The organism is Salinicoccus carnicancri Crm, from assembly GCF_000330705.1.
Taxonomy (GTDB): Bacteria; Bacillota; Bacilli; order Staphylococcales; family Salinicoccaceae; genus Salinicoccus; species Salinicoccus carnicancri.
The window spans coordinates 153,036-173,912 of record NZ_ANAM01000003.1 but is presented as its reverse complement, the minus strand read 5'-3'; the positions used below and the strand labels follow the sequence as shown (position 1 = coordinate 173,912).

At 47.8% G+C, this 20,877-nt stretch carries 17 protein-coding genes and 1 tRNA gene; 11 read left to right on the top strand and 7 right to left on the bottom strand.

The features are described 5' to 3' along the window. Positions 1–83 precede the first annotated feature (83 nt). Positions 84–1,364 carry a hypothetical protein gene (locus C792_RS0104260; RefSeq protein WP_017548209.1) on the top strand — a complete coding sequence of 427 codons (1,281 nt, stop codon included), beginning with the start codon at positions 84–86 and terminating at the stop codon, positions 1,362–1,364. A 175-nt stretch (positions 1,365–1,539) separates the two neighbouring features. Then, positions 1,540–2,919, top strand: a complete 1,380-nt coding sequence (locus C792_RS14265; RefSeq protein ID WP_017548208.1) for a glycosyltransferase family 2 protein — start codon at positions 1,540–1,542, stop codon at positions 2,917–2,919. 62 nt (positions 2,920–2,981) lie between these two features. On the opposite strand, the gene C792_RS0104250 is transcribed toward C792_RS14265, so the two are convergent. Continuing rightward, positions 2,982–3,554 carry a YdcF family protein gene (locus C792_RS0104250; RefSeq protein WP_017548207.1) on the bottom strand — a complete coding sequence of 191 codons (573 nt, stop codon included), beginning with the start codon at positions 3,552–3,554 and terminating at the stop codon, positions 2,982–2,984. Between the two features lie 227 nt (positions 3,555–3,781). Here C792_RS0104250 and C792_RS0104245 point away from each other — a divergent pair, with 227 nt between their 5' ends. Further along, the gene (locus tag C792_RS0104245; protein WP_017548206.1) at positions 3,782–4,555 is read left to right on the top strand and encodes a YsnF/AvaK domain-containing protein; all 774 of its coding nucleotides are present in this window, start codon (positions 3,782–3,784) and stop codon (positions 4,553–4,555) included. A gap of 45 nt (positions 4,556–4,600) precedes the next feature. Here C792_RS0104245 and C792_RS0104240 read toward each other — a convergent pair. Beyond that, positions 4,601–4,671 (bottom strand) — tRNA-Thr (locus C792_RS0104240). Positions 4,672–4,790: 119 nt separating this feature from the next. Beyond that, positions 4,791–5,261, bottom strand: coding sequence for a peptide-methionine (S)-S-oxide reductase (locus C792_RS0104235; RefSeq protein ID WP_017548205.1), 471 nt, complete (start codon positions 5,259–5,261; stop codon positions 4,791–4,793). Between the two features lie 159 nt (positions 5,262–5,420). Here C792_RS0104235 and C792_RS14630 point away from each other — a divergent pair, with 159 nt between their 5' ends. Further along, complete coding sequence (locus C792_RS14630) at positions 5,421–6,242, top strand: toll/interleukin-1 receptor domain-containing protein (RefSeq protein ID WP_017548204.1); 822 nt, start codon at positions 5,421–5,423, stop codon at positions 6,240–6,242. A 44-nt stretch (positions 6,243–6,286) separates the two neighbouring features. On the opposite strand, the gene C792_RS0104225 is transcribed toward C792_RS14630, so the two are convergent. Continuing rightward, positions 6,287–8,221, bottom strand: a complete 1,935-nt coding sequence (locus C792_RS0104225) for an aconitate hydratase (protein WP_017548203.1) — start codon at positions 8,219–8,221, stop codon at positions 6,287–6,289. 218 nt (positions 8,222–8,439) lie between these two features. Between C792_RS0104225 and C792_RS0104220 the strand changes: the two genes are divergently transcribed. After that, complete coding sequence (locus C792_RS0104220) at positions 8,440–11,658, top strand: DEAD/DEAH box helicase (protein WP_245537518.1); 3,219 nt, start codon at positions 8,440–8,442, stop codon at positions 11,656–11,658. 79 nt (positions 11,659–11,737) lie between these two features. Here C792_RS0104220 and speB read toward each other — a convergent pair whose 3' ends face one another. Continuing rightward, positions 11,738–12,739 carry an agmatinase gene (gene speB / locus C792_RS0104215; protein WP_017548201.1) on the bottom strand — a complete coding sequence of 334 codons (1,002 nt, stop codon included), beginning with the start codon at positions 12,737–12,739 and terminating at the stop codon, positions 11,738–11,740. A 397-nt stretch (positions 12,740–13,136) separates the two neighbouring features. On the opposite strand from speB, the gene C792_RS0104210 reads away from it, so the two are divergent. After that, complete coding sequence (locus C792_RS0104210; protein ID WP_017548200.1) at positions 13,137–14,537, top strand: YjiH family protein; 1,401 nt, start codon at positions 13,137–13,139, stop codon at positions 14,535–14,537. Positions 14,538–14,575: 38 nt separating this feature from the next. Here C792_RS0104210 and C792_RS0104205 read toward each other — a convergent pair whose 3' ends face one another. Together C792_RS0104205 and C792_RS0104200 are read right to left on the bottom strand one after the other, a co-directional pair. After that, positions 14,576–15,961 carry a sigma-54 interaction domain-containing protein gene (locus C792_RS0104205; RefSeq protein ID WP_017548199.1) on the bottom strand — a complete coding sequence of 462 codons (1,386 nt, stop codon included), beginning with the start codon at positions 15,959–15,961 and terminating at the stop codon, positions 14,576–14,578. Between the two features lie 115 nt (positions 15,962–16,076). Further along, entirely contained in the window at positions 16,077–16,589 is a 513-nt protein-coding gene (locus tag C792_RS0104200; protein WP_026090215.1) for a hypothetical protein, read from the bottom strand. 413 nt (positions 16,590–17,002) lie between these two features. Here C792_RS0104200 and C792_RS0104195 point away from each other — a divergent pair, with 413 nt between their 5' ends. Genes C792_RS0104195 through C792_RS0104175 form a run of 5 tightly spaced genes read left to right on the top strand, consistent with a single transcriptional unit; the run spans position 17,003 to position 20,854 of the window. Then, positions 17,003–18,496, top strand: coding sequence for a BglG family transcription antiterminator (locus C792_RS0104195; protein ID WP_017548197.1), 1,494 nt, complete (start codon positions 17,003–17,005; stop codon positions 18,494–18,496). Continuing rightward, a complete protein-coding gene (locus C792_RS0104190; protein WP_017548196.1) occupies positions 18,486–18,938 on the top strand; it encodes a PTS sugar transporter subunit IIA in 453 nt (150 codons plus the stop codon). Before C792_RS0104195 ends, C792_RS0104190 begins: the two co-directional genes overlap by 11 nt. Then, positions 18,935–19,252 (top strand): PTS fructose transporter subunit IIB, encoded by a 318-nt coding sequence (locus C792_RS0104185; RefSeq protein ID WP_017548195.1) that lies wholly within the window; start codon positions 18,935–18,937, stop codon positions 19,250–19,252. Before C792_RS0104190 ends, C792_RS0104185 begins: the two co-directional genes overlap by 4 nt. 25 nt (positions 19,253–19,277) lie before the next feature. Then, positions 19,278–19,730, top strand: coding sequence for a PTS sugar transporter subunit IIA (locus tag C792_RS0104180; protein ID WP_017548194.1), 453 nt, complete (start codon positions 19,278–19,280; stop codon positions 19,728–19,730). Between the two features lie 23 nt (positions 19,731–19,753). Then, positions 19,754–20,854 (top strand): PTS fructose transporter subunit IIC, encoded by a 1,101-nt coding sequence (locus tag C792_RS0104175; protein WP_017548193.1) that lies wholly within the window; start codon positions 19,754–19,756, stop codon positions 20,852–20,854. The last annotated feature ends 23 nt before the right edge of the window (positions 20,855–20,877 follow it).

Genomic DNA, 20,877 nt, shown 5'->3' with positions numbered 1-20,877 from the left:
TTTAATTTTTTTATGAAATCATGTGATCCATTTGTAATCTCCATGCGTATACATAGTGAAAACAAACAAAAGGAGTGAGAAGGATGGATTTTAAAAAGCTGGCCGTCATTCCCATGGCAGCATTGCTCGTATTTTCGAATGCAGGGATGGCCCAGGCAAACGACACAGAGGAACATACGCCGACAGTTGAAACTGAAGCCGCAGATCTGAGGTCGACGCTCGATCATCTGCTGAGTGAACACGCATTCCTTGCTGTCGAGACGATGAGAAAAGGTGCCGACGGTGCTGAGGATTTCGATCAGTCGGCCGCAGCACTGGAGCAGAACACGATGGAACTTTCGGATACCATCGCATCCGTGTACGGTGAAGAAGCCGGACAGCAGTTTGAAGAGATGTGGAGCAGCCATATCGGCTACTTCGTGGACTACGTCAACGGCACAGCTGAAGGCGATGAAGCGATGAAGGAAGAAGCGCTCAACCAGCTGTCACAGTACCGCGATGATTTCTCCAAATTCCTTGAAACCGCCACTGAAGAACGCGTAGACGCTGAAGGACTGGCTGAAGGACTTCAGATGCACGTCGATCAGCTGATCGGTGCATTTGACGCATATGTAATGGGAGACTATGAAACAGCGTATATGTATGAAAGGGAAGCAATCGGCCATATGTATATGGTCAGCAAAGGCCTCTCTACAGCCATCGCCGACCAGTTCCCGGATCAGTTCAACAATACTGACCCTGCCACACCGGCTGCAGACCTCCGTTCCAATCTGAACCATCTGTTCAGTGAACACGCAGGACTCGCCGCAGTTGCGATGCAGAACGGCATCGACGGCTCAGAAGACTTTGAAGCATCCACCATGGCACTTGAAGCCAATACCGAAGATCTAGCCGCAGCAGTGACAGACGTCTACGGCGAGGAAGCCGGACAGCAGTTCAAGGCAATGTGGAGCGAACACATCGGCTACTTCGTGGACTACGTCAATGCCACAGCTGAAGAAGACACAGCCGCACAGGAAGAAGCGATGAACAACCTTGAAATGTACAAGGAAGAATTCTCCAAGTTCATGGAAACCGCAACAGAAGGCAACCTGCCGGCTGAAGGCCTGTCCGAAGGACTTCAGATGCACGTCGAACAGCTCATCGGCACATTTGACGCCTACCATTCAGGCGATTATGAGACTGCCTATACCGAGCTCAGAGAAGCCTACAGCCATATGTTCATGACAGGCAAAGGCCTCTCAGGCGCGATTGTAATGCAGATGCCGGACCAGTTCATGTCCGAAATGCCTGAAGAGATGCCGAACACAGCACTCGCACCACCTGAAAAATCCGTTGAAACAGGTTACTATCAGGCTCAATAATATAGTAACAGCCATTTTACTGAAAGCGGCAGCCTCTCCTCCTGAGGCTGCCGCTTTTCTTATGAAATACTAACTATTACCTCTTGAAACAAAATCCAAAAAATAACCATTGTAATCATAATTTAAAAATATTACAATTATTGTAAATGAACACTTTTATAAAAGAGGTGCGGATATGCCTGAACATGTTCTGATTTTTTTGATAGACACATTAATTTTATTCCTTCTCGTCCTATCTTTTTATCTAATAACAGTTTACGGATATAACCTGCTCTTATCATTATTTGCATTCAAGAAAGCAAAACGTGATTACAATCTACTTCCTGATAAAAGCAGATTTTTAATATTGGTTGCAGCACATAATGAGGAAAAAGTTATACGAACAACTATTAAGGAACTTAAAAAAATTGCTTATGACCCGAGAAAATTCGACATTTTCATAGTGTCAGACAGGTCTGAGGATAGAACAACTCAGATTGCTGTTGAAGAAGATGTTAAAGTCATAGATACTATCCTGGATAAATTTCCAAGAGAAGGCATAGGTAAACCGGCTGGACTTCAATATGCGCTAAGGGAGATAGGATTTGATAACGTCCGGGAAAATTATGACTTGGTCATGATTCTGGATGCTGACAACTTTGTAGATTACTCAATTTTAAGAGAACTGAACTCGCAATTCATAGAAAAAGGTAGACCCCAGGTAATACAGTCCTACCTGGACAGTAAGAATCACAATAAAGCCATGAGTTTAGCGTACAGTATGGTATTCTGGACAAATAATAGGTTCTCCCAGGTAAGCCGCTACAGACTGAAATTGAACAATTCCATCGGAGGTACCGGTTTCGTCGTAAGATCGGATTATTTGATTGGCAGCGGGGGGTTTAACTACAGTTCATTAACCGAGGATCTCGAAATGGAAATAGAAATTGTCAAGAAAAATGGAAGAATACTTTGGAATGAATTCGCAGCTGTATATGATGAGAAGCCCGAGAAATTGGGAGTCTCAATGAAACAGAGGCACCGATGGGCAAAAGGGCATTTTTACGTCGCATTCAAACAGTTTCTACCATTGCTCTGGCTAAGTATCCGGCATCTGGATATCAGATATCTGGACAAGGTATTTTTTCTGATGACCATGGCACGCTCAACACACTTCATTTTAATGTCATTAGCTGTGTTATTGTCTGCTTTGCTGTTAGCCTTCGAGGGGGAACTTTACACTGTATTTACAAATGCGACTCTAACTTCCTCTGTAGATTTCATCAATAAACATTTTATTTTTGCAAACATAATGAATATTATTTTATTGAGCTACAGTTTTATCTTTCTACCCCTCTTTGCAACTTACTCCAAAATAAAAAACAGACGCTTCATACGAAATATTAGCGTATTTCTGTATTACATAGTAACGGACTTCATTATTCAGATCCTTGCCATGTTTACATGGCCAAAACAGAATTCCTGGTACAAGACGCCACATATTCAAAATGAGATCAAAGAACTCGATGAAGAAGAAATCATCGATGGGACAGGGGATTCTACACCATCATCATGAACATTCCATAAATTGTTTTAATCTGCAAAACCGGCCCGAAGAGTGCTCACTTTCCGAGTTCCCTACTGGTCTATCCACTTGTAGAGACCCATCCTGTAGCCCCACTTCTTCGTCATTTCACTGAACCAGATGACGTGCGAGTTCTCCCGTTCGATCCAGTTCTCGCCTTCAAGGTTCGGTGCGGCGATATAATTCAGGTCGTAACCGGCATCGTTCACTTTATCGAAGATGAATTCCGCCCTGTCCACATGGTAGTCGCTGGTGACGACCATGGCGGAATCGATGCCCTCCCCTTCCATGAAATCCATGGTGCTGACGGCATTGGTATACGTACTTGTGGCGTCATTTTCCACGATCAGTGCCTCTTCAGGGATGCCGTAATGCTCTGCCACAGTCTTCAGTCCGGAAGTGCTGCCGTCCTTTTCCGACGCCGTAATCAGCACTTCATCCGCATATCCTTCCTCATACAGTTCAGCAGCCTGCTTCACCCTGCCCTGGTCACCGCCGCCGAGGACGACGATGACATCACTCTCCCGGGGCTCCTCCGCTTCGACCGGCAGGAAGCTGTCGGCGAGGATCGTGGCGGCAAAGACTGTGAGCAGGCTGCCGAGGGTCATTATAAATTTCAGATTCATATTTGCCTCCAATTAAAAAGACCGGTCATCTTCCCCGGTCTCCCACGCTGCATGAATTCCATTTGCGTTCATTTTAAGGATACATGATAACAGATAACCCGGATGATGGGAAATGAAATGCTGAATGCATCTTTCCCTATGCGGGCCGTTTACCGGCGCGTTGTTATGGGAATAACGTATCAATCACATCCATATTTATAAATCATATGAGCAGGGGGACGTACATAATGGGCACAATCGAGTCTTTTTCAAACGAACAGCAGCTGCTGAACAGGATCGATCACTATAGACGGAAGAACTTGCGCGAAGAGCGCCTTGCCGTCATTTCGGAATACGACCTCGGTGACATGCTGATCCACTATCCCAACATCAGGCAGAAATCGTCGGAAGGCGACGCCTGGGACCGGGTCGTCGCATGGTTTTCCGGCGAGGATAGAGACGAGCAGATCATGGATGAGCTGCATCTCGGCGATTACGAACAGCAGGTCTACAAAAAATCGCTCGAGAACGGCAAGATGCTGCTCTATATCGACTATGACGACGAGACGCTCCGCTCCATAAAAGGCACGGAGCCGCATGCAGCAAGCACTTACGGCCATGGGGATGAAGATCATATTGCCCAGGACACCCAGCCGCTCCGGAAGGAACGGCCTGCCGCGGGTCAGGAAAATGTGGACCTGGGCGAGGTCATCGTCAGCAAATACACCGATTCGGAGTTTGAGGAGATGGACATCCCCGTCGAATATGACGATGTGAATATTGAACGGCGGCGGCTTGAAGCGGAGCCGCTGCTAGAGGACTACAACAATGATGACACCGACGATGATGAGGATGTCATCCGCATACCGATCACTCGGGACCGGCTTAAGGTCATCAAGGAAAAAGTCGTCACGGAGGAAGTCATCATCAGAAAAGACAGACGGACAAAAACCAAACACATTTCGGAAGTCGTCGCCCATGAGGATATAAAAGTGGCGGAAGTGAAACAGGAGAAAGAATGACAGAAACGCTCCCGGGTCTTTGACCCGGGAGCGTTTCATATATAGAGCCGACAGCGAGAATCGAACTCGCATTGCAGCCTTACCATGGCTGTGTTCTGCCATTAAACTATGTCGGCAAGATTAGGTTGGACGGTTAATTTATCAACCTAATTGATTATAACATATATTATGCAAAACGGAATCCTATTTTTCAAGAAAACAGGGCAGAAATGGTGAAAGTTGAAACCATACGGGCTCACTTATACTTTTTCATCAGAGCTTCCGGGATATGGCAGTAGTCATCCGGACATCTGTCGAGTCTGTCCTGATGTTCGGCTGCGCTTTTCACATAATTCTTGAGCGGGAGCACTTCGACTGCGATACGGTCACGGTCGCTTCTTTCATCTATGAATGCCTCCGCCGCCCGCAAGTGCCCAGCATCTTCACTGTAAAGGCCGGTCCGGTATTTCTCGCCGGCATCCTCACCCTGCCGGTTCACACTGTACGGATCGATGATTTCGAACAGATATCCCATCAGTTCCCTGATAGAGACCACCGACGGATCAAACTCTGTCTTCACACATTCCGCATAGCCGTCATATTCACCCCCCAGAGTGCTGGATGCACCATTCGCACGCCCCGCTTCGGTCGATATTACACCCGGCAGTGTCTTGATGAACGCCTCAACGCCCCACAGACATCCGCCGGCAATATATACAGTTTCCATGCCGCAACCCTCTTCCTGAAAATACTCTGGTACTATCCAGAGTACCCTGTTTCAATGATCACTTCAATCAAATTAATTTGATCTGTCCTTTTTCATTGCGAACATATGTTCGGTATTCTATAATTGAATCCACAACACATATAAAAGTGAGGGGATTGGATGTCTATATCATTGGTGACGAGCCAGATAAAGCGTCTGGAAAGTGAGATCGATTCACTGAGGCGGAAGATGCAGAAGGAGACGCAGAATGAAGCGGATGCTTTGAACAATATATCGAAATCTACGAAGAAACTGAACAACAGCAAGACGAGTGCTTCACTGAACAGTGCAATCCGTGATTTTGACAATGCGAACCGGAAACTGAACAGGTCGCAGGAGGAAAAGGCGTATCTTTCAAAGAGCCTGGCGAAAAAGGAAAGGATGCTGAACGACAAGCGGGACCGTCTCATGACACTCCACTACAAGCATATGCGGGAGGATATCGATGAGATTGAATCATTCTATACGGACAAAGAGGCGGAGATCCAGCGGAAGATCGACCACTCGAAACAGAAGCCGTTCGATGTGTTCATCTCGCATGCCACGGACGACAAGGATGATTTCGTTACAAAGCTGACCGAAGGTCTCAAGGATGAAGGCATCCGGCTCTGGTATGACAGCGATGAAATCGGCTGGGGCCAGAGCATCCGGCAGAGAATCGACCGCGGACTGACGAACTCACGCTTTTTCATCGTGGTATTGTCCACATCGTACATCAACAGCCACTGGACGAACTATGAACTGGACGGCATACTGCAGCGGGTGGCCGGTTCAGGGGAGAACATCCTGCTGCCGATCTGGCATAACATCTCAAAAGACGAGATCGATGCCTTCAGTCTGACACTGAGCGACAAGTTTGCACTGAACACGGACCAGCATGATGTCGAAGAGATGATCGGCGCGCTTGTCAGCCTCATCAAGCACAACAGCGTGAACGCATAAAAACAGCCAAAGCAGAAATCTGCTTTGGCTGTTTTTCGCCTGTCCTATTGTCTTTGTTTGACCCAGTTGATGATGCCGCCGGCGAGCATTATGTCCTTGTGGCGGCGGGTGAGGCTGTGGCTGACCAATACAGTATCACCGGATTTTTTGAGCGTCACTTCAAACGGATCATCTCCCTGGATGGCCTGCCGGACGTTATTGAACTGGAGGGTGTCCCCCTCTTCGATCAGTTCGTAGTCGTCATCATTCTCGAAAGTAACCGGCAGAATGCCGAAGTTGATCAGATTCTGGAGGTGGATCCTGGCGAAACTCTTGACCAGCACGACCTTGAGGCCCAGGTAGCGCGGTGCGAGCGCCGCGTGCTCACGGCTCGATCCCTGTCCGTAGTTGTGTCCGGCGACGACGGTATGTCCGCCCTGCTCCAGTCTTATCATCGCCTGGTTGTGGTAGTTCGAATCGACGCCTTCGAAGGCGAATGTGCTGATTTTCTGTATGTTACTGCGGTACGGCAGAACCCTTGAGCCGCCGGCCAGTATTTCATCCGTTGAAATATTGTCCCCCATCTTGAGGAGCACAGGCAGTTCGAAATCATCCTCAATCGGCTCGAAGTCGGGGATTTCGGAGATATTCGGTCCTTTCTCGAGCTCGATGCCACTGCTGTCCTCAGGCGGCGCCTCGAGCATCTCCTGTGTTTTGATGGGTTTCGGCTCCGCCACTTCCGGATAGTCCATATCCAGCTTCCTCGGATCCGTGATCACTCCGTAGAGTGCCGAAGCCGCAGCAATCTCAGGGCTGCAGAGGAATACGCTGTCCTCCTTCGTTCCGGAGCGGCCCGGGAAGTTCCTCGGCGTCGTCCGCAGGCTGTTCTGTCCCGTGGCCGGTGCCTGTCCCATGCCGATACAGCCGTTGCACCCTGCCTGGTGCATGCGGCCGCCCGCGCCCAGGAGATTTGCGATATGTCCGTTTTCGACGAGCTGCTGCAGCAGCTGTCTTGATGTCGGGTTGATATCGAACGAGATGCCGTTGGCGATATATCTGCCCTGGACGATCAGACTTGCAATCGCAAAGTCGCGGTAGCCGGGGTTGGCCGAAGACCCGATGTATGACTGGTAGATCGGTTCCCCTTCGATTTCAGTGACGGGCACAACATTGTCCGGGCTGGTCGGTTTCGCAATGAGCGGCACCAGTTCGGACAGGTTGATCTCATCATGGTCGTCGTACTCAGCACCTTCGTCCGCTTTCAGTTCAACCCATTCATCACCCCGGCCTTCCTGCGCCATGAACCGCTTCACTTCATCATCCGACGGGAAGACCGTGGCGGTTGCACCGAGTTCAGCGCCCATGTTGGCAATGACGTGGCGGTCCATCGCAGACAGATTATCCAGCCCGGGGCCGTAGTATTCGATGATCCTGCCCACGCCGCCTTTCACACTGTGGCGTCTGAGCATTTCCAATATCACGTCTTTGGCACTGACCCACTCAGGCAGCTCACCGGTCAGTTTCACGCCCATCACACGCGGCATCTCCACGTGGTATGCCTCGCCTGCCATCGCCATCGCGACATCGATGCCGCCGGCGCCCATCGCAAGCATGCCCATGCATCCGTTTGCACATGTATGGCTGTCGGAGCCAAGCAGCGTCTTGCCGGGGATGGCCAGCTCCTGCATATGCACAGGATGGCTCACACCGTTGCCCGGCCGGCTGTAGTGTACGCCGAACTTCCGGGCGGCACTCCTTAGGAATATGTGGTCGTCGGGATTACGGTAGTCATCCTGGATCAGGTTGTGGTCCACGTACTGAGCCGAAACTTCCGTCTTCACCCTGTCCAGATCCATCGCCTCGAGTTCGAGCATCACCATCGTGCCGGTCGCATCCTGCGTCAGCGTCTGGTCGATCTTGAGCCCGATTTCTTCGCCGGGCGTCATCTCACCTGACAACAAATGTTCCTTGATCAATTTCTGAGCTACATTCAACTGCATCTTCCTGTCCCCTTTCCATTAAATGCATCCCTTGTCCGGGACACTGTTATACTTACTATTTCACTTTAACGGCCGCTTCAAACTGGATTTGAAGATTTTACCATGAAATTTCCTGTATCCGGGTCTGTATGCATATCTCCCGAAATGCGATACACTGGAGGGTGCGATAAAAATCACGTTGAAAACGGGATATAAAACTATTGGAGTGATTGTATTTGGTGCAGCTGACTGAACAGATGATACAAAGCCTTTATTCGGACAATTTTTACAAAAGAGGGCAACGCTACTTTGAAGCAGGCAGCGTGAAGGATGTTACGTATGTGCCGGAGAAGAACATATGGCGGGCGAAAGTTGCCGGCAGCCGGACGTACAACACACGGGTCATCCTGCATGAAGACGGGATTTCCGACTTCTGTGACTGTCCCGCCTACCCGACATACGGCCAGTGCAAGCACATCTGTGCAACACTCCTCGCCATCAGACACCGGCAGGAGATGGAAAAGTCCCGCCCGCCTGCCCGCAGCTTTTTCAACAACCGCTCTTCGAACAACCCCCGCTTCAAAAAAGCGGAGGAACTCATCGATATCCTCGGCGGCGACCCAACACCTCAGTACGATAAAGACCCGCTTCACATCGAGTACACACTCGCGTCATTGAAGGACACTTCCGCATACGGGGGCCGCGAGGTCTTCAACATCCGGCTCAGGGTCGGCGAAGACCGGCTGTATGTCGTCAAGGACATCCGGGAGTTCCTGGAGGCTGCGGGGACAGGCACACCTGTGGAATTCGGCAAACATTTCACCTTCCACCCGGAATATCACACATTCAGTGAATGGGACATGGAAGTGCTGAACAGTCTGATCGACATCCACAATACCGAGGCATTCTACACAAGGAGCAGCAGCTGGATGCCGAGACCGAAATCCAAGGAACTCACCATCCCGCACTATGCGCTGGACAATCTGCTCGCACTCCTTAAACACCAAAACTGCAAGTATGATGACGGCTGCGCCACCTACAGGAAACTCGAAGTGTCGGATTCACCGGCACCTGTATCATTCTCCCTGGAGCAGCCGGACAGTGACGAATACCGCCTGAAAACGCACGGCGTCACCGACGGTGAATTCTATCATCGGTACGGCTGGTACTCGGAGGACGGCATACTGTATAAACTCTCAAAAGAGCAGCAGGCAATGATACCGATGCTCCAGAACACCAAAGGCAGGATCGACCGTTTCGGCATCACCATTTCAGAAGACCAGGTCGGTGATTTCATCAGCCGTGCCCTGCCGGCCATCAGACAGCTGGGCGAGGTGTCGCTCGAAGGGGAAATCTCAGACCAGGTGATAGAGACGCCGCTCACGATCAGAGTGTTCGTCGACCAGTCGGATACGTCCGTCGATATCGGCGTCCGGTACCAGTACGGCGATGTGTCGATCAACCCGCTCGATGAGCAGGCTGACGATGGAAGCCGCGAACAGATACTGATCCGGGATCATCCGCAAGAACAGTACTTCATGGACATACTGAAAAGCACCTTCATGCAGCAGTGGGACGGGGCACTCCATATCACAACGGAGGACGGGCTGTTCCATTTCCTGCACGACACGCTGCCGGACCTCGGGGACCTTGCAGAGATCTATATGGCCCCGTCACTCCGGGGCATGGTCCTCCCCGATCCACCGAGGGCATCCGTTTCTGTCGATGCAAATGAATCAAATGATTTCCTGGAAATCGATTTCACGATGGACGGCATCAATCCGGAGGAGATTCCGGATGTATTGAAAGCCGTCCGGGAGAAACGGCGCTTTGTCCGTCTCCCGAACGGTTCGTTCATGCCGCTTGATGATTCAGCGCTGAGTGATGTTGCCAGCCTCCATGAATCATTCGAAACCAGTGCTTACAGCAGCTCGGACGGCTCCATGACCCTGCCGCTCTACCGCGGCCTCGAGGTCGAGGGGGCGCTCATGGACCTGGACGCGGGGCAGAGCGATTTCAGCAGCAGCTTCCGCGAATTCGTCTCTTCCGTCAAGGAACCGGAGACAGGAGACACCCGGATTCCGGAAAAACTGAATGCAGATCTCAGGACCTATCAGGAGACCGGTTTCAAATGGCTCAAATCCTTATCCCGTTACGGTATCGGCGGTGTCCTGGCTGATGATATGGGACTCGGCAAGACACTGCAGGCAATCGCCTATGTGATGAGCGAGATGGAGGAGGGCGCCGAAAAACCGTTCATCATCGTGACACCGGCCTCCCTCATCTACAACTGGAAGAACGAGTTCGACACATTCGCTCCAAATGCCGAGGTCACCGTCGTGGCCGGCAGTGCCGGCGAGCGGGAAGCGATACTCGAAAGTGATGACCGGCCCGATGTCTATATCACTTCATACCATACGCTGCGCCAGGATCTGGAACACTACCAGATGACATTCCATGCGATGATACTGGATGAGGCACAGGCGATCAAAAACTACCGGACGAAAATCGCACAGGCTGTCCGGTCGATTTCAGCTCCCAGGCGGTTCGCCCTGTCCGGCACACCGGTTGAAAATTCCGTCGATGAACTATGGAGCGTGTTCCAGGCCATCATGCCCGGCTTCCTGCCGGATCTGAAGGCCTTCCGTGCAACGCCGCCGGAGACGATCTCAAGGATGGTCCGTCCCTTCATCATGCGTCGGGTCAAGGAGGACGTGCTGACGGAACTGCCGGACAAGATCGAAACCGTCCACTACACAGAGCTCAGGCAGGAGCAGAAGAAACTGTACCTCGCCTACCTGGACAAGATCCAAATAGAGACCGCCGATGCACTGGCCGGGGAGGGGCTCAACAAAGGACGCATGAAAATACTCGCAGGGCTGACCCGTCTGCGCCAGCTGTGCTGCCATCCGTCGCTTTTCATCGACGGGTATGACGGCTCATCCGGCAAGATGGAGGCGTTGTTTGAAATCGTCGAAACCGCCCTTCTCAACAAACAGCGCATGCTCATATTCTCCCAGTTCCCGAGCATGCTGAAGATCATCCGCGAAGAGCTCCGGGCAAACGGCAGGGACGCCTATTTCCTCGACGGCAGCACCCCGTCACAGGAACGCGTCCGCCTCGTCGAATCATTCAACTCAGGCGATGAAGACATCTTCCTCATCTCACTCAAAGCCGGCGGCACCGGTCTGAACCTGACAGGCGCCGACACAGTCATACTGTATGACCTGTGGTGGAACCCGGCCGTCGAAGAGCAGGCCGTCGGCCGCGCCCACAGGATGGGACAGAAAAAATCCGTCCAGGTGCTGCGGCTCATCGCCAAAGGCACCATCGAAGAGAAGATCAATACGCTGCAGCAGCAGAAAAGGGAAATGATCGACCAGATCATACAGCCGGGTGAATCCGCCGGCGCCGCCCTGTCCGAAGAGGATATCCGGGAGATACTGTCGCTGAAGTGATATACCAGAAAACGCATGGCCGTGCTGACGATTCAGCCCGGCCATGCGTTTTTTACATTTGCGTGATTCCGATGCAGCATCATGACTGGTTCTGGTAATGTTCCAGTCCCTTTGCAACGTCCAATTCCTTTTCTTTCAGCACATAGCTTAGGAGATCCAGCATGATGCGGGCTGCCGTCTGTCCGGTCATCCCCGTCGGATCGTACTGCGGCGCAACTTCAACAAGGTCGAATCCGATGACTTCCCCATGCTGTGCAATCGCCTTCAGCAACTCATTCACCTCATCATACAAGAGACCGCCCGGTGACGGTGTTCCCGTCCCCGGTGCAACAGACGGGTCGATGCCATCAATGTCGATCGTGATGTAGTACTTCTCACCCCGGGGAATAAGGTCGAGCAGTCCCTCTACACCTCTCTCCCTCATCTTTTTCGGTGACAGGATCGTACTGCCGTACTCCCTTGCCGCGTCGACATCCTCTTTCTTGCTGCTGCTGATGCCCCTGATGCCGAACTGGAATATCTCCTGGACATGATCGAGTTCGGACAGGCGCCTGATGCAGTTTCCATGTCCGTAGCGCATACCTGAACGGTGATCCGCCCAGTCCAGGTGGGCATCTATCTGGATGACATGGAACGGCCCGAGTGCCTCAAGCCCTTTGCCGACCGGCGCAGTGATTGAATGGTCGCCGCCGATGATGACCGGCATGACCCCTTTCGACACGATTCTTCTCACCGTCTCTTCAGTATTGTCATGGCTCTGCATGATATCCCCATGGACAATATCCACGTCTCCGCAGTCCAGCACTTTCCAGTCGGGGCCGAGATACGTGATGTCATTCTCTATGTCGTATGCCCCTTCCAGTCCAAAGCTGTACAGAGTCGACCCCTCGCGCACAGCCCTCGGGCCCATGCGGGCACCCGATTTCCACTGCGTCCCCATATCGTTCGGCACGCCGATTACCGCAACATCCGCATTCAATTCATTCAATTTCCCAATATCATCACAGATTGGATACTTTCCGAATGTGCTGATTCCTGTGAAGGGCAGGTTCAAAAACTGTTTTTCATCAGGCTTTACCATATAGATTCCTCCCGGATACTTTGTCTTCCAGATATTTATCTGATTATTCTTAATTCCGTTTTCAGATATAACGTATCATGCCCATCCTGATATGACAATACCAGAACCCAAAATAATTTCAATATATATATTATAAAAATAAAATTAAAAGTTTATGATGCAATATCGCATTTAAGTGCATAAATGCATTTATAATCAATTATAGTTGATATAAAGCTGTTTTATTAAATTCAATGAATTATTTTGATGCAAATTTGCACTTTTAAAATTTCATATTATTTTATTTTATTTGTAATAAAAGGGTTGTAAAATAACCCTCTACTATGCATAATTGCGGTAGGGGTATAGATTTCTGAAAATAACGAATAATAAGAATCGTGACAAGGGGGAAGAATCCATGAATGAACAGGTCGGAAAAAGAGCCGTATCACTCAGCAGACGACGCTATCTTATAGGATTAAGCCGTTTCATATTCTTCACAAGCATCGCCGTACTGATTTTCTTCATACCAATCCAGATCAACGGAAGTACTGAAATCCTTTTTGGCTATATTTACAATTCCCTGATTGAACTCTTCGGTATTGCGGGTGTCTGGATAATCAATCTGCTCATCCTGGTCAATGCGCTGCTGAGCATCGCAGGGAAGTTCATCGCGAGGGAGGGCAGCAGGCTCCACAGTTTCTATCAGGGGGATTCGATACTGTATGTCCCAATCTATTTCCTCGGTGCATTATATTCGACTCTCTACACGCTGCATGTCTCCGTTCCGTCATTCAACGGTCCGGAGGCGATTGTCGGACCGGATACCGGGGAGCTGATGTCGGGCATCGCGCTTGCGGTCATGTGGGTCATCCCGCTTGGTGCCATATTCATCCCGTTCTTTGTGAACTACGGTTCAATCGACCTTGTGGGCAAATTGCTCCAGCCGATCATGCGTCCACTGTTCAAAGTGCCGGGGAAAAGCGCCGTCGACGCCATCACATCCTTTTTGACTTCGTCATCCGTGGCAGTCCTCTTCACGACCAGATTATATAAAATGAGATACTACACGAAAAAAGAAGCGGCGGTAATCACCACAAGCTTCAGTGCGGTCAGCATCGGATTTGCAGCAGTGGTCATCGATACAGCAGGACTGATGGAGCACTTCTCGAAAGTATACTTCTCCTCGTTCCTGATTGCATTCATCATCGCCTTCATCATGATCCGCATCCCGCCGCTTTCATTGAAACGAAATGAATACATTGATGGCACTGCGCAAAAGGAGGCGGACAGGGAATCCGAGTCCTACACCAGGGCCACGCTCGGCATCGCCTTCAGCTCGGCCATCAACCAGGCTGCCGACGCAAACGACTTTTTCAAAGAGATCAGGGGCAGCCTTAAGGAAGGCCTTGTCGTGCTTCCAAAAGTGATGTCGATGCTTTTCGCCATCGGGGTTTCATTCCTGATACTGGCAGAGTACACTCCGACCTTCGAGTTCATCGGTGCCATCATCGCGCCCGTCATGCAGCTGCTCCAGGTTCCGGATGCTGCAATCATTGCACCTTCACTCACGCTTGGTATCGCGGAAATGTTCCTGCCGGTGCTCTATATTGCAGAGATGGTCGGAACACTTGACCCGGGAGCAAGATATTTCGTCACCGTGGTATCCATGGTCCAGATCATCTTTTTCGCTGAAACCGGAGCAGTGATGCTGTCCACGGGACTGCCGCTCAAATTGTGGGAACTGGTGGTCATCTTCATAATGAGAACACTGATTGCAATGCCGCTCGCGGCAATATTCATGCATCTTCTGTTCTGACAGGGAGGTGGCGGATGCAACTGCATCCGCCACCTCTTTCATCTCCCGAAATCTATGTTGTACCTGTGCAGTTTCCGTCTCACGGTAGTCGGGTCGATCTGCAAAGCCTTCGCCATTGCAGCGACATTCCCCGCCTCATCCAGCGCATTCAGCAGGACCTGCTTCTCAAAACCTGCCATGATGTCGTTCAAGGAACAGGCATTGTCTGTATTCAGAAATGCCAGGCTCTCCAGACGGGCATGCTTAACTTCAAACGGTATGTGTTCGAAGTCTATCACATCATCCGTGGCTGTGACTGCGAGCCGTTCAACCATGTTTTCAAGCTCCCTCACATTACCGGGCCAGTGATAATCGACAAGTATATCGACCGCTTTCGGATCGATTCCCACGTCCAGGCCATATTTCCCATTGACATTCTCCAGATTCTGCATGATCAGCGGATAGATGTCATCCTTCCGCTCACGGAGCGGCGGAACCCGGATCGGCACCACATTCAGCCGGTAGTACAGGTCTTCGCGGAACTCTTTCTCCCTGACCATTTTTTCAAGATTTTTATTGGTGGCGGCAATGATCCTCACATCGATCGGCACCTTCCCGGTCCCGCCGACACGCGTGATTTCCCGGTCATTGATGACACTGAGCAGTTTACTCTGCATCGAAAAGGATATCTCCCCAATTTCATCGAGGAACAGAGTGCCCCCGTCCGCCAGTTCAAGCAGCCCCCGCTTTCCCGCTTCAGCAGCCCCCATGAACGCCCCTTTCTCATAGCCGAAAAGTTCGGTTTCAAGCAGGGACTCCGTGATGGCACCGCAGTCGATTTTCATGAACGGCTGTTCTGACTCCCTGCCGTATTTATGGATGAGATGCGCTATTATCCCCTTCCCCGCACCAGATTCACCCTGTATCAGCACCGAAGATTTGACCGCGGCAACACGCAGCACCAGCTTGATGATCTTTTCCATGGCAGGATCCCTTGCAACCAGATCGCTGTCCATTTCCTTATATTTCAACTGTTCGAGCTCAAGATGATAACTCTCATTGACATGCTTTGCATGTTCAAGTTCAGTCTGCAGAGCATTCAATGAAGTAATATCCCGTGAATTGACGATGATCCCCTTCATCCTGTCGCCGCTGAAAAAAGGTGTGGCGCTCGCCATGACCAGCTTATCATTGATATTCTGGAACATGTTCACCCGTTCGCCCTGTGCAATCGCCTCGAGTGTGATGGATTCCGGATAGACACCCGAATCCACGAACTCCTGGACATTCCTGCCGATGATATCCGCCTTTTCAATCCCTTCAATCTCTTCACAGGCCTTATTGTAGAAAAGCGTCACACCCTGAGCATCAGTGATATGGATCCCGTCATATGAAGAATCGATCAGAGACTGGAATTCTTCATATGTAAAAAGTTTTTCCTCCATGACACCCGCCCCCGTCAATGTAATATCAATATCAGTTATAATATACCATTTTTCACCCTGTCCTGTACCTCAATAAAAAAAGCGCCTTCCAAAAGGAAGACGCGCAGACACACAGTCAGACGTGCTTTTCGTCGATGCTTCTCTGGTGGAAGTCCCTGAAGCACTGGAAGTGCTCCGGATTGAGATTGCGGAGCACATACGTCCTCTCGTTCCCCTTATCATCGAGGAGTTTGATGTACAGCGTACCCGCTTCATGGTCGGCTTCGTTTGTATACCCGATCCGCTGCATATCCAGCTCCGTCATTTCCCTGAACGGATAATGCGTAATCTCCCATTCCGAATCTTCATCGACCGGCCTCAGATTGGAGGTGCTCACTGTAACAAGTTCCTTATCCAGCAGAAAATAGATGCCCACACGTGTCAGGTTGGTCAGACATGTGCCGATACAGTGGGCATTCTGATGACGGTAGGTATTGTAACTTCCATATGCTTTCAGAAAACGGCCGGCACTGTCCACAAACTCAAAATCACTGCCGTCCAGTCCATGTTCATAATCCAGTATCTCCTCGATGGTGAGCGGCAGCTCGATATCACCCAGATACTCATTCAACGTACGATAACTAATCATTGTTTCTCACCTTATGTTTTATTTTCAGCCAAATCGCACAGGGAGATAGACTGCATACGGGTTCAGCATTATCCCATACTTCAAGAGATGTTCATCCAATTTGATTGAATTGATCACCTTTGATTATATTACATTTGCATATATATTCCAAGCATAATAAAACGCGCCATGGAGGCCGGAAAAGCATCTATCTAAGTCATTTTCATAAAATGCGATTTTGCCATTCAAGCAACTTATATCTTCCCTACGCTTTAAAACAATTTAATAGATCAATGTTTTTCAGTAAATTTGTTAACCACAAATGTGTATGATAATAAGAAATAACTAGCAAAATGTCCGTTGAAACGGACATTTTTTAGGGAAGCGCTTTCTTATAAGTTGAGTTAGGATAAATATTACGAGGAGGGTTGCTGTTGTGTACAAAAGAACATCGTGAACAGAAATTACTTCTGTATCTTTCAAAAAATCCGGATTATGTTACAGCAGGTTCTTTAGCAGAAATACTCCAAACATCTCAAAAAACAGTATACCGGCTGGTTAAATCCATTAATGATGAGAGTGAATACAATCCATTAATCATATCTGAAAGAGGGAGGGGATACAAACTTGATTATGAAAAATTCATAAAACATCAAAGAACAGCTTTTAATTACAGGAAAGATATTTTCACCCCCACTGAAAGAAGAAAGCGGATCATGGAAGAATTGTTATTATCCTCCCCAGCCCCTTTAAAAATTGAAGACTTATTTTATGACTATTTCGTTGGTGAATCTGTCATTTTCACTGACGAACAAATTATGAGCGAAACGCTCGGACAATATAATCTGGTGCTGGAAAGAAAAAACCGAACTCTGACCATTATCGGTGAGGAGATGAATATCAGAAAAGCCATCAAAGATATCATTGAAATATTTAATGTCATAGATATTGATGAATTAAAGACCAATCAAGAACTGAATTTCAACAAGCATGATGTTTTGTTCATATTCGATCAGATCAGAAATATTGAGAAAAAGCTAAACAGAACAATCCCCTACCCTTACAACATCAATATCTTTTCACATCTATATATACTCATCAATCGTTCCAGAAATAAAACGAATATGAATCTCTCAGAAGAAATAACAAGTGAACAGGAATCAAAACTGCGACAGGACATGGTGATTTATCAAGCGGCTGAGTCTGTTGTCAGAAACATGGAAATCTACTTGAATTTCAGATTGCCGGAGACTGAAGTATATTTTTTATATCAATATCTCGTTTCATCCAGAATGCAGGGAACATTTGATATGACTTCCAATCTATCCACAAAAGTCATTGATATTACAAATGTCTACATCAATGAAATGAGTAAGCAGATTGGTATGAATACAAATAACCACACCATTTTTATGGATCTCGCGAATCATATCAAACCGATGCTTAACAGGCTGGATCATAACATTCAGGTCAGAAACAACCTTTTGGATCAGATAAAAATAACCTATGAGGATTTATTTTCAGGTGTCACAGAGGTATCTGAGTATATAAGTGAATATTTCCATCTTCCAACAATCAATGATGATGAGAACGGTTTTATCACCCTATATTTTGCAAAGTTGATTGAAACCAATCAACACAAGCCACCTATACGGACACTAATCATGTGTACAACGGGCATTGGCACTTCTGAACTTTTAAAAGTAAAAGCATCAAGGAGCTTCCCTGAATTGGACATCGTCGATGTAATCCCATCGAGGGACATGCAGATGATTAAAAAGAAATATTCAAGTATTGATCTTATCCTGAGCACCATCAATATCGAAGATGATATCCCCGTCCCCTCGCTATTGGTAAGTGCAATGTTCACACTCGATGATAAAAAAAGACTTCAGAAGAAAATTGAGGCGATAAACAATGAAAGATAGTTCTTTGTATCAAATATATTTTGACAGTGAGGTTGAGGATAAAAAACAAGTTTATGAATTGATTGAAAATATCGTATGTAAATCAGATACGGCCGGGAACAAAGAAATGATTCTTGAACAACTTGAAAATCGTGAAAAAGTTGGCAGTTCTTTAATACATGAACACATCATATTGCCACACCTTGAAAGTAACTATCTGTCAGGCACCCAAATATTATTTATCAAACCTCAAAAATCCATAGCCTGGAATGACAGTATAAAAGACATTAATTTGATTATTGTAATACTTCTAAAGGCTGATGAGGAATTGGCCACCAAGAAAGAAATATCGATGTTCACCAGGTCCCTCGCAAGTGAAGATTTCCTGGATGAGCTATTAAATTCAGATAGAAAAAATGACTTCGAAGAAACATTACTAAAATTTCAGGAGGAACACATATGAAAATAGTTGGAGTTGCAGCATGTACTGTAGGAATTGCCCATACTTATATTGCGCAGGAAAAGCTTGAAAGTGCAGGAAAAAAAGCAGGTCATGAAATTTCTATAGAAACGCAAGGGACAATCGGCATTGAAAATGAACTCTCGTCAGAACAAATTGAAGAAGCGGATATCATAATCCTTGCAACTGATGTGAAAGTATCCGGAAAAGAACGGTTCGAGGGCAAACGCACTATCCAGGTTTCAACAGAAGTAGCTATGAAATCTCCAAATAAATTGATTAAAAAAGCAGAAGAAGTGGTGACACAGCAATCATAAAACTAAGAACAACGAGGTGTTACAGATGGAAATAACTGAAATCCTTAATGACCATACAATTGTTACAAACATGAATTTTAAAGATAAACATGATGCTCTGTGTGGGTTATCACAATTACTCCTTGAAAATGAATATATAACAAATGTCGAGTCTTTTCTCGCGGATGTCTATGCCAGGGAGAAAGTAGGACAGACAGGCATTGGGAACTATATTGCAATACCTCATGGAAAAAGTGATTTTGTTAACGAAATCGGCGTTGCCATAGGCATCAACAATAGTGAAATATCTTGGGAAACAATGGATGGAAAAGGTGTCAGAGGGATAATTCTTTTTGCCGTCGGAAACGACAATGAGGGTGCTAAAAATCATCTGAAGTTATTGTCTTTGTTTGCCAGGAAATTAGGTAATGATGAAGTCATTGATAAGTTACTGAAGTCCGTTAAAACAGAAGATGTGAAGGATGCTTTCGCAAATTAAAAATGTTTCAGGGAGGGAGAACAATGAGTGTACTTAGGCAATTAAATCTTAAGGAACATCTTTTAACTGCAATTTCATATTTGATTCCCATTGTCTGTGGCGCGGGTTTTCTGATAGCCATTGGTATGGGGTTTGGTGGTACGAGCCAGGAAGAATTGATACAAGGTGAATTTTCATTCTGGGATGCCTTAGCAACAATGGGGGGAGTCGGCCTTGGCCTGCTGCCTGTTGTCATAGCTACTGGCATTTCCTACTCCATTGCTGAAAAACCAGGTATTGCACCGGGTATGATAATTGGTTTAACAGCAAATACAATAGGCGCCGGATTCATAGGCGGTATACTGGGAGGCTTTTTATCAGGCTATCTTGTTATTGCTCTCATTAAATACTTAAAAGTTCCTCAATGGGCCAAAGGATTGATGCCGACATTGATTGTCCCATTTTTCGCCTCCATCATCGGTGGCCTTATCATGGTTTATATAATTGGAATACCTGTTTCGGCTTTCACTTCTTTATTAACGAATGCTTTGAATAGTCTTGGTTCTTCTTCATTACTGGTATTTGGTGGTGTCGTGGGACTGTTAAGTGGTGTTGACTATGGAGGTCCAATAAATAAAACGGTTTTCGCCTTTGTTTTGACATTGCAGGCTGAAGGGATCAATGGTCCCATTACTGCGTTGCAATTGGTGAACACAGCTACTCCCATTGGTTTTGGTTTAGCTTATTTATTCGGAAAAATGTTCAAAAAGAACATATACACCCCTGTTGAAAAAGAAGCTATAAAATCAGCTGTCCCTATGGGATTCGTAAATATCGTAGAAGGTGTCATACCCATCGTCATGAATGACATTCTTCGATGTGTAGCTGCAACAGCCATAGGGGGCGCCGCAGGTGGTGCAGTATCCATGTGGCTGGGTGCTGATGCAACCGTACCATTTGGAGGCGTATTGATGTTACCAACTATGTCGAACCCTTGGACTGGAGTCGCAGCACTCGTAGTGAACATCATTGTAACAGGATTTACTCTGGCACTCCTTAAAAAGCATAAGTCTGAGGAACAGGTCGAACTAGAAGAAGAAATAGAAGAAGAAGACATCAATCTGGATGATATAAAGGTTTATTGATTTCTGACTAGCAGTCTGCACCC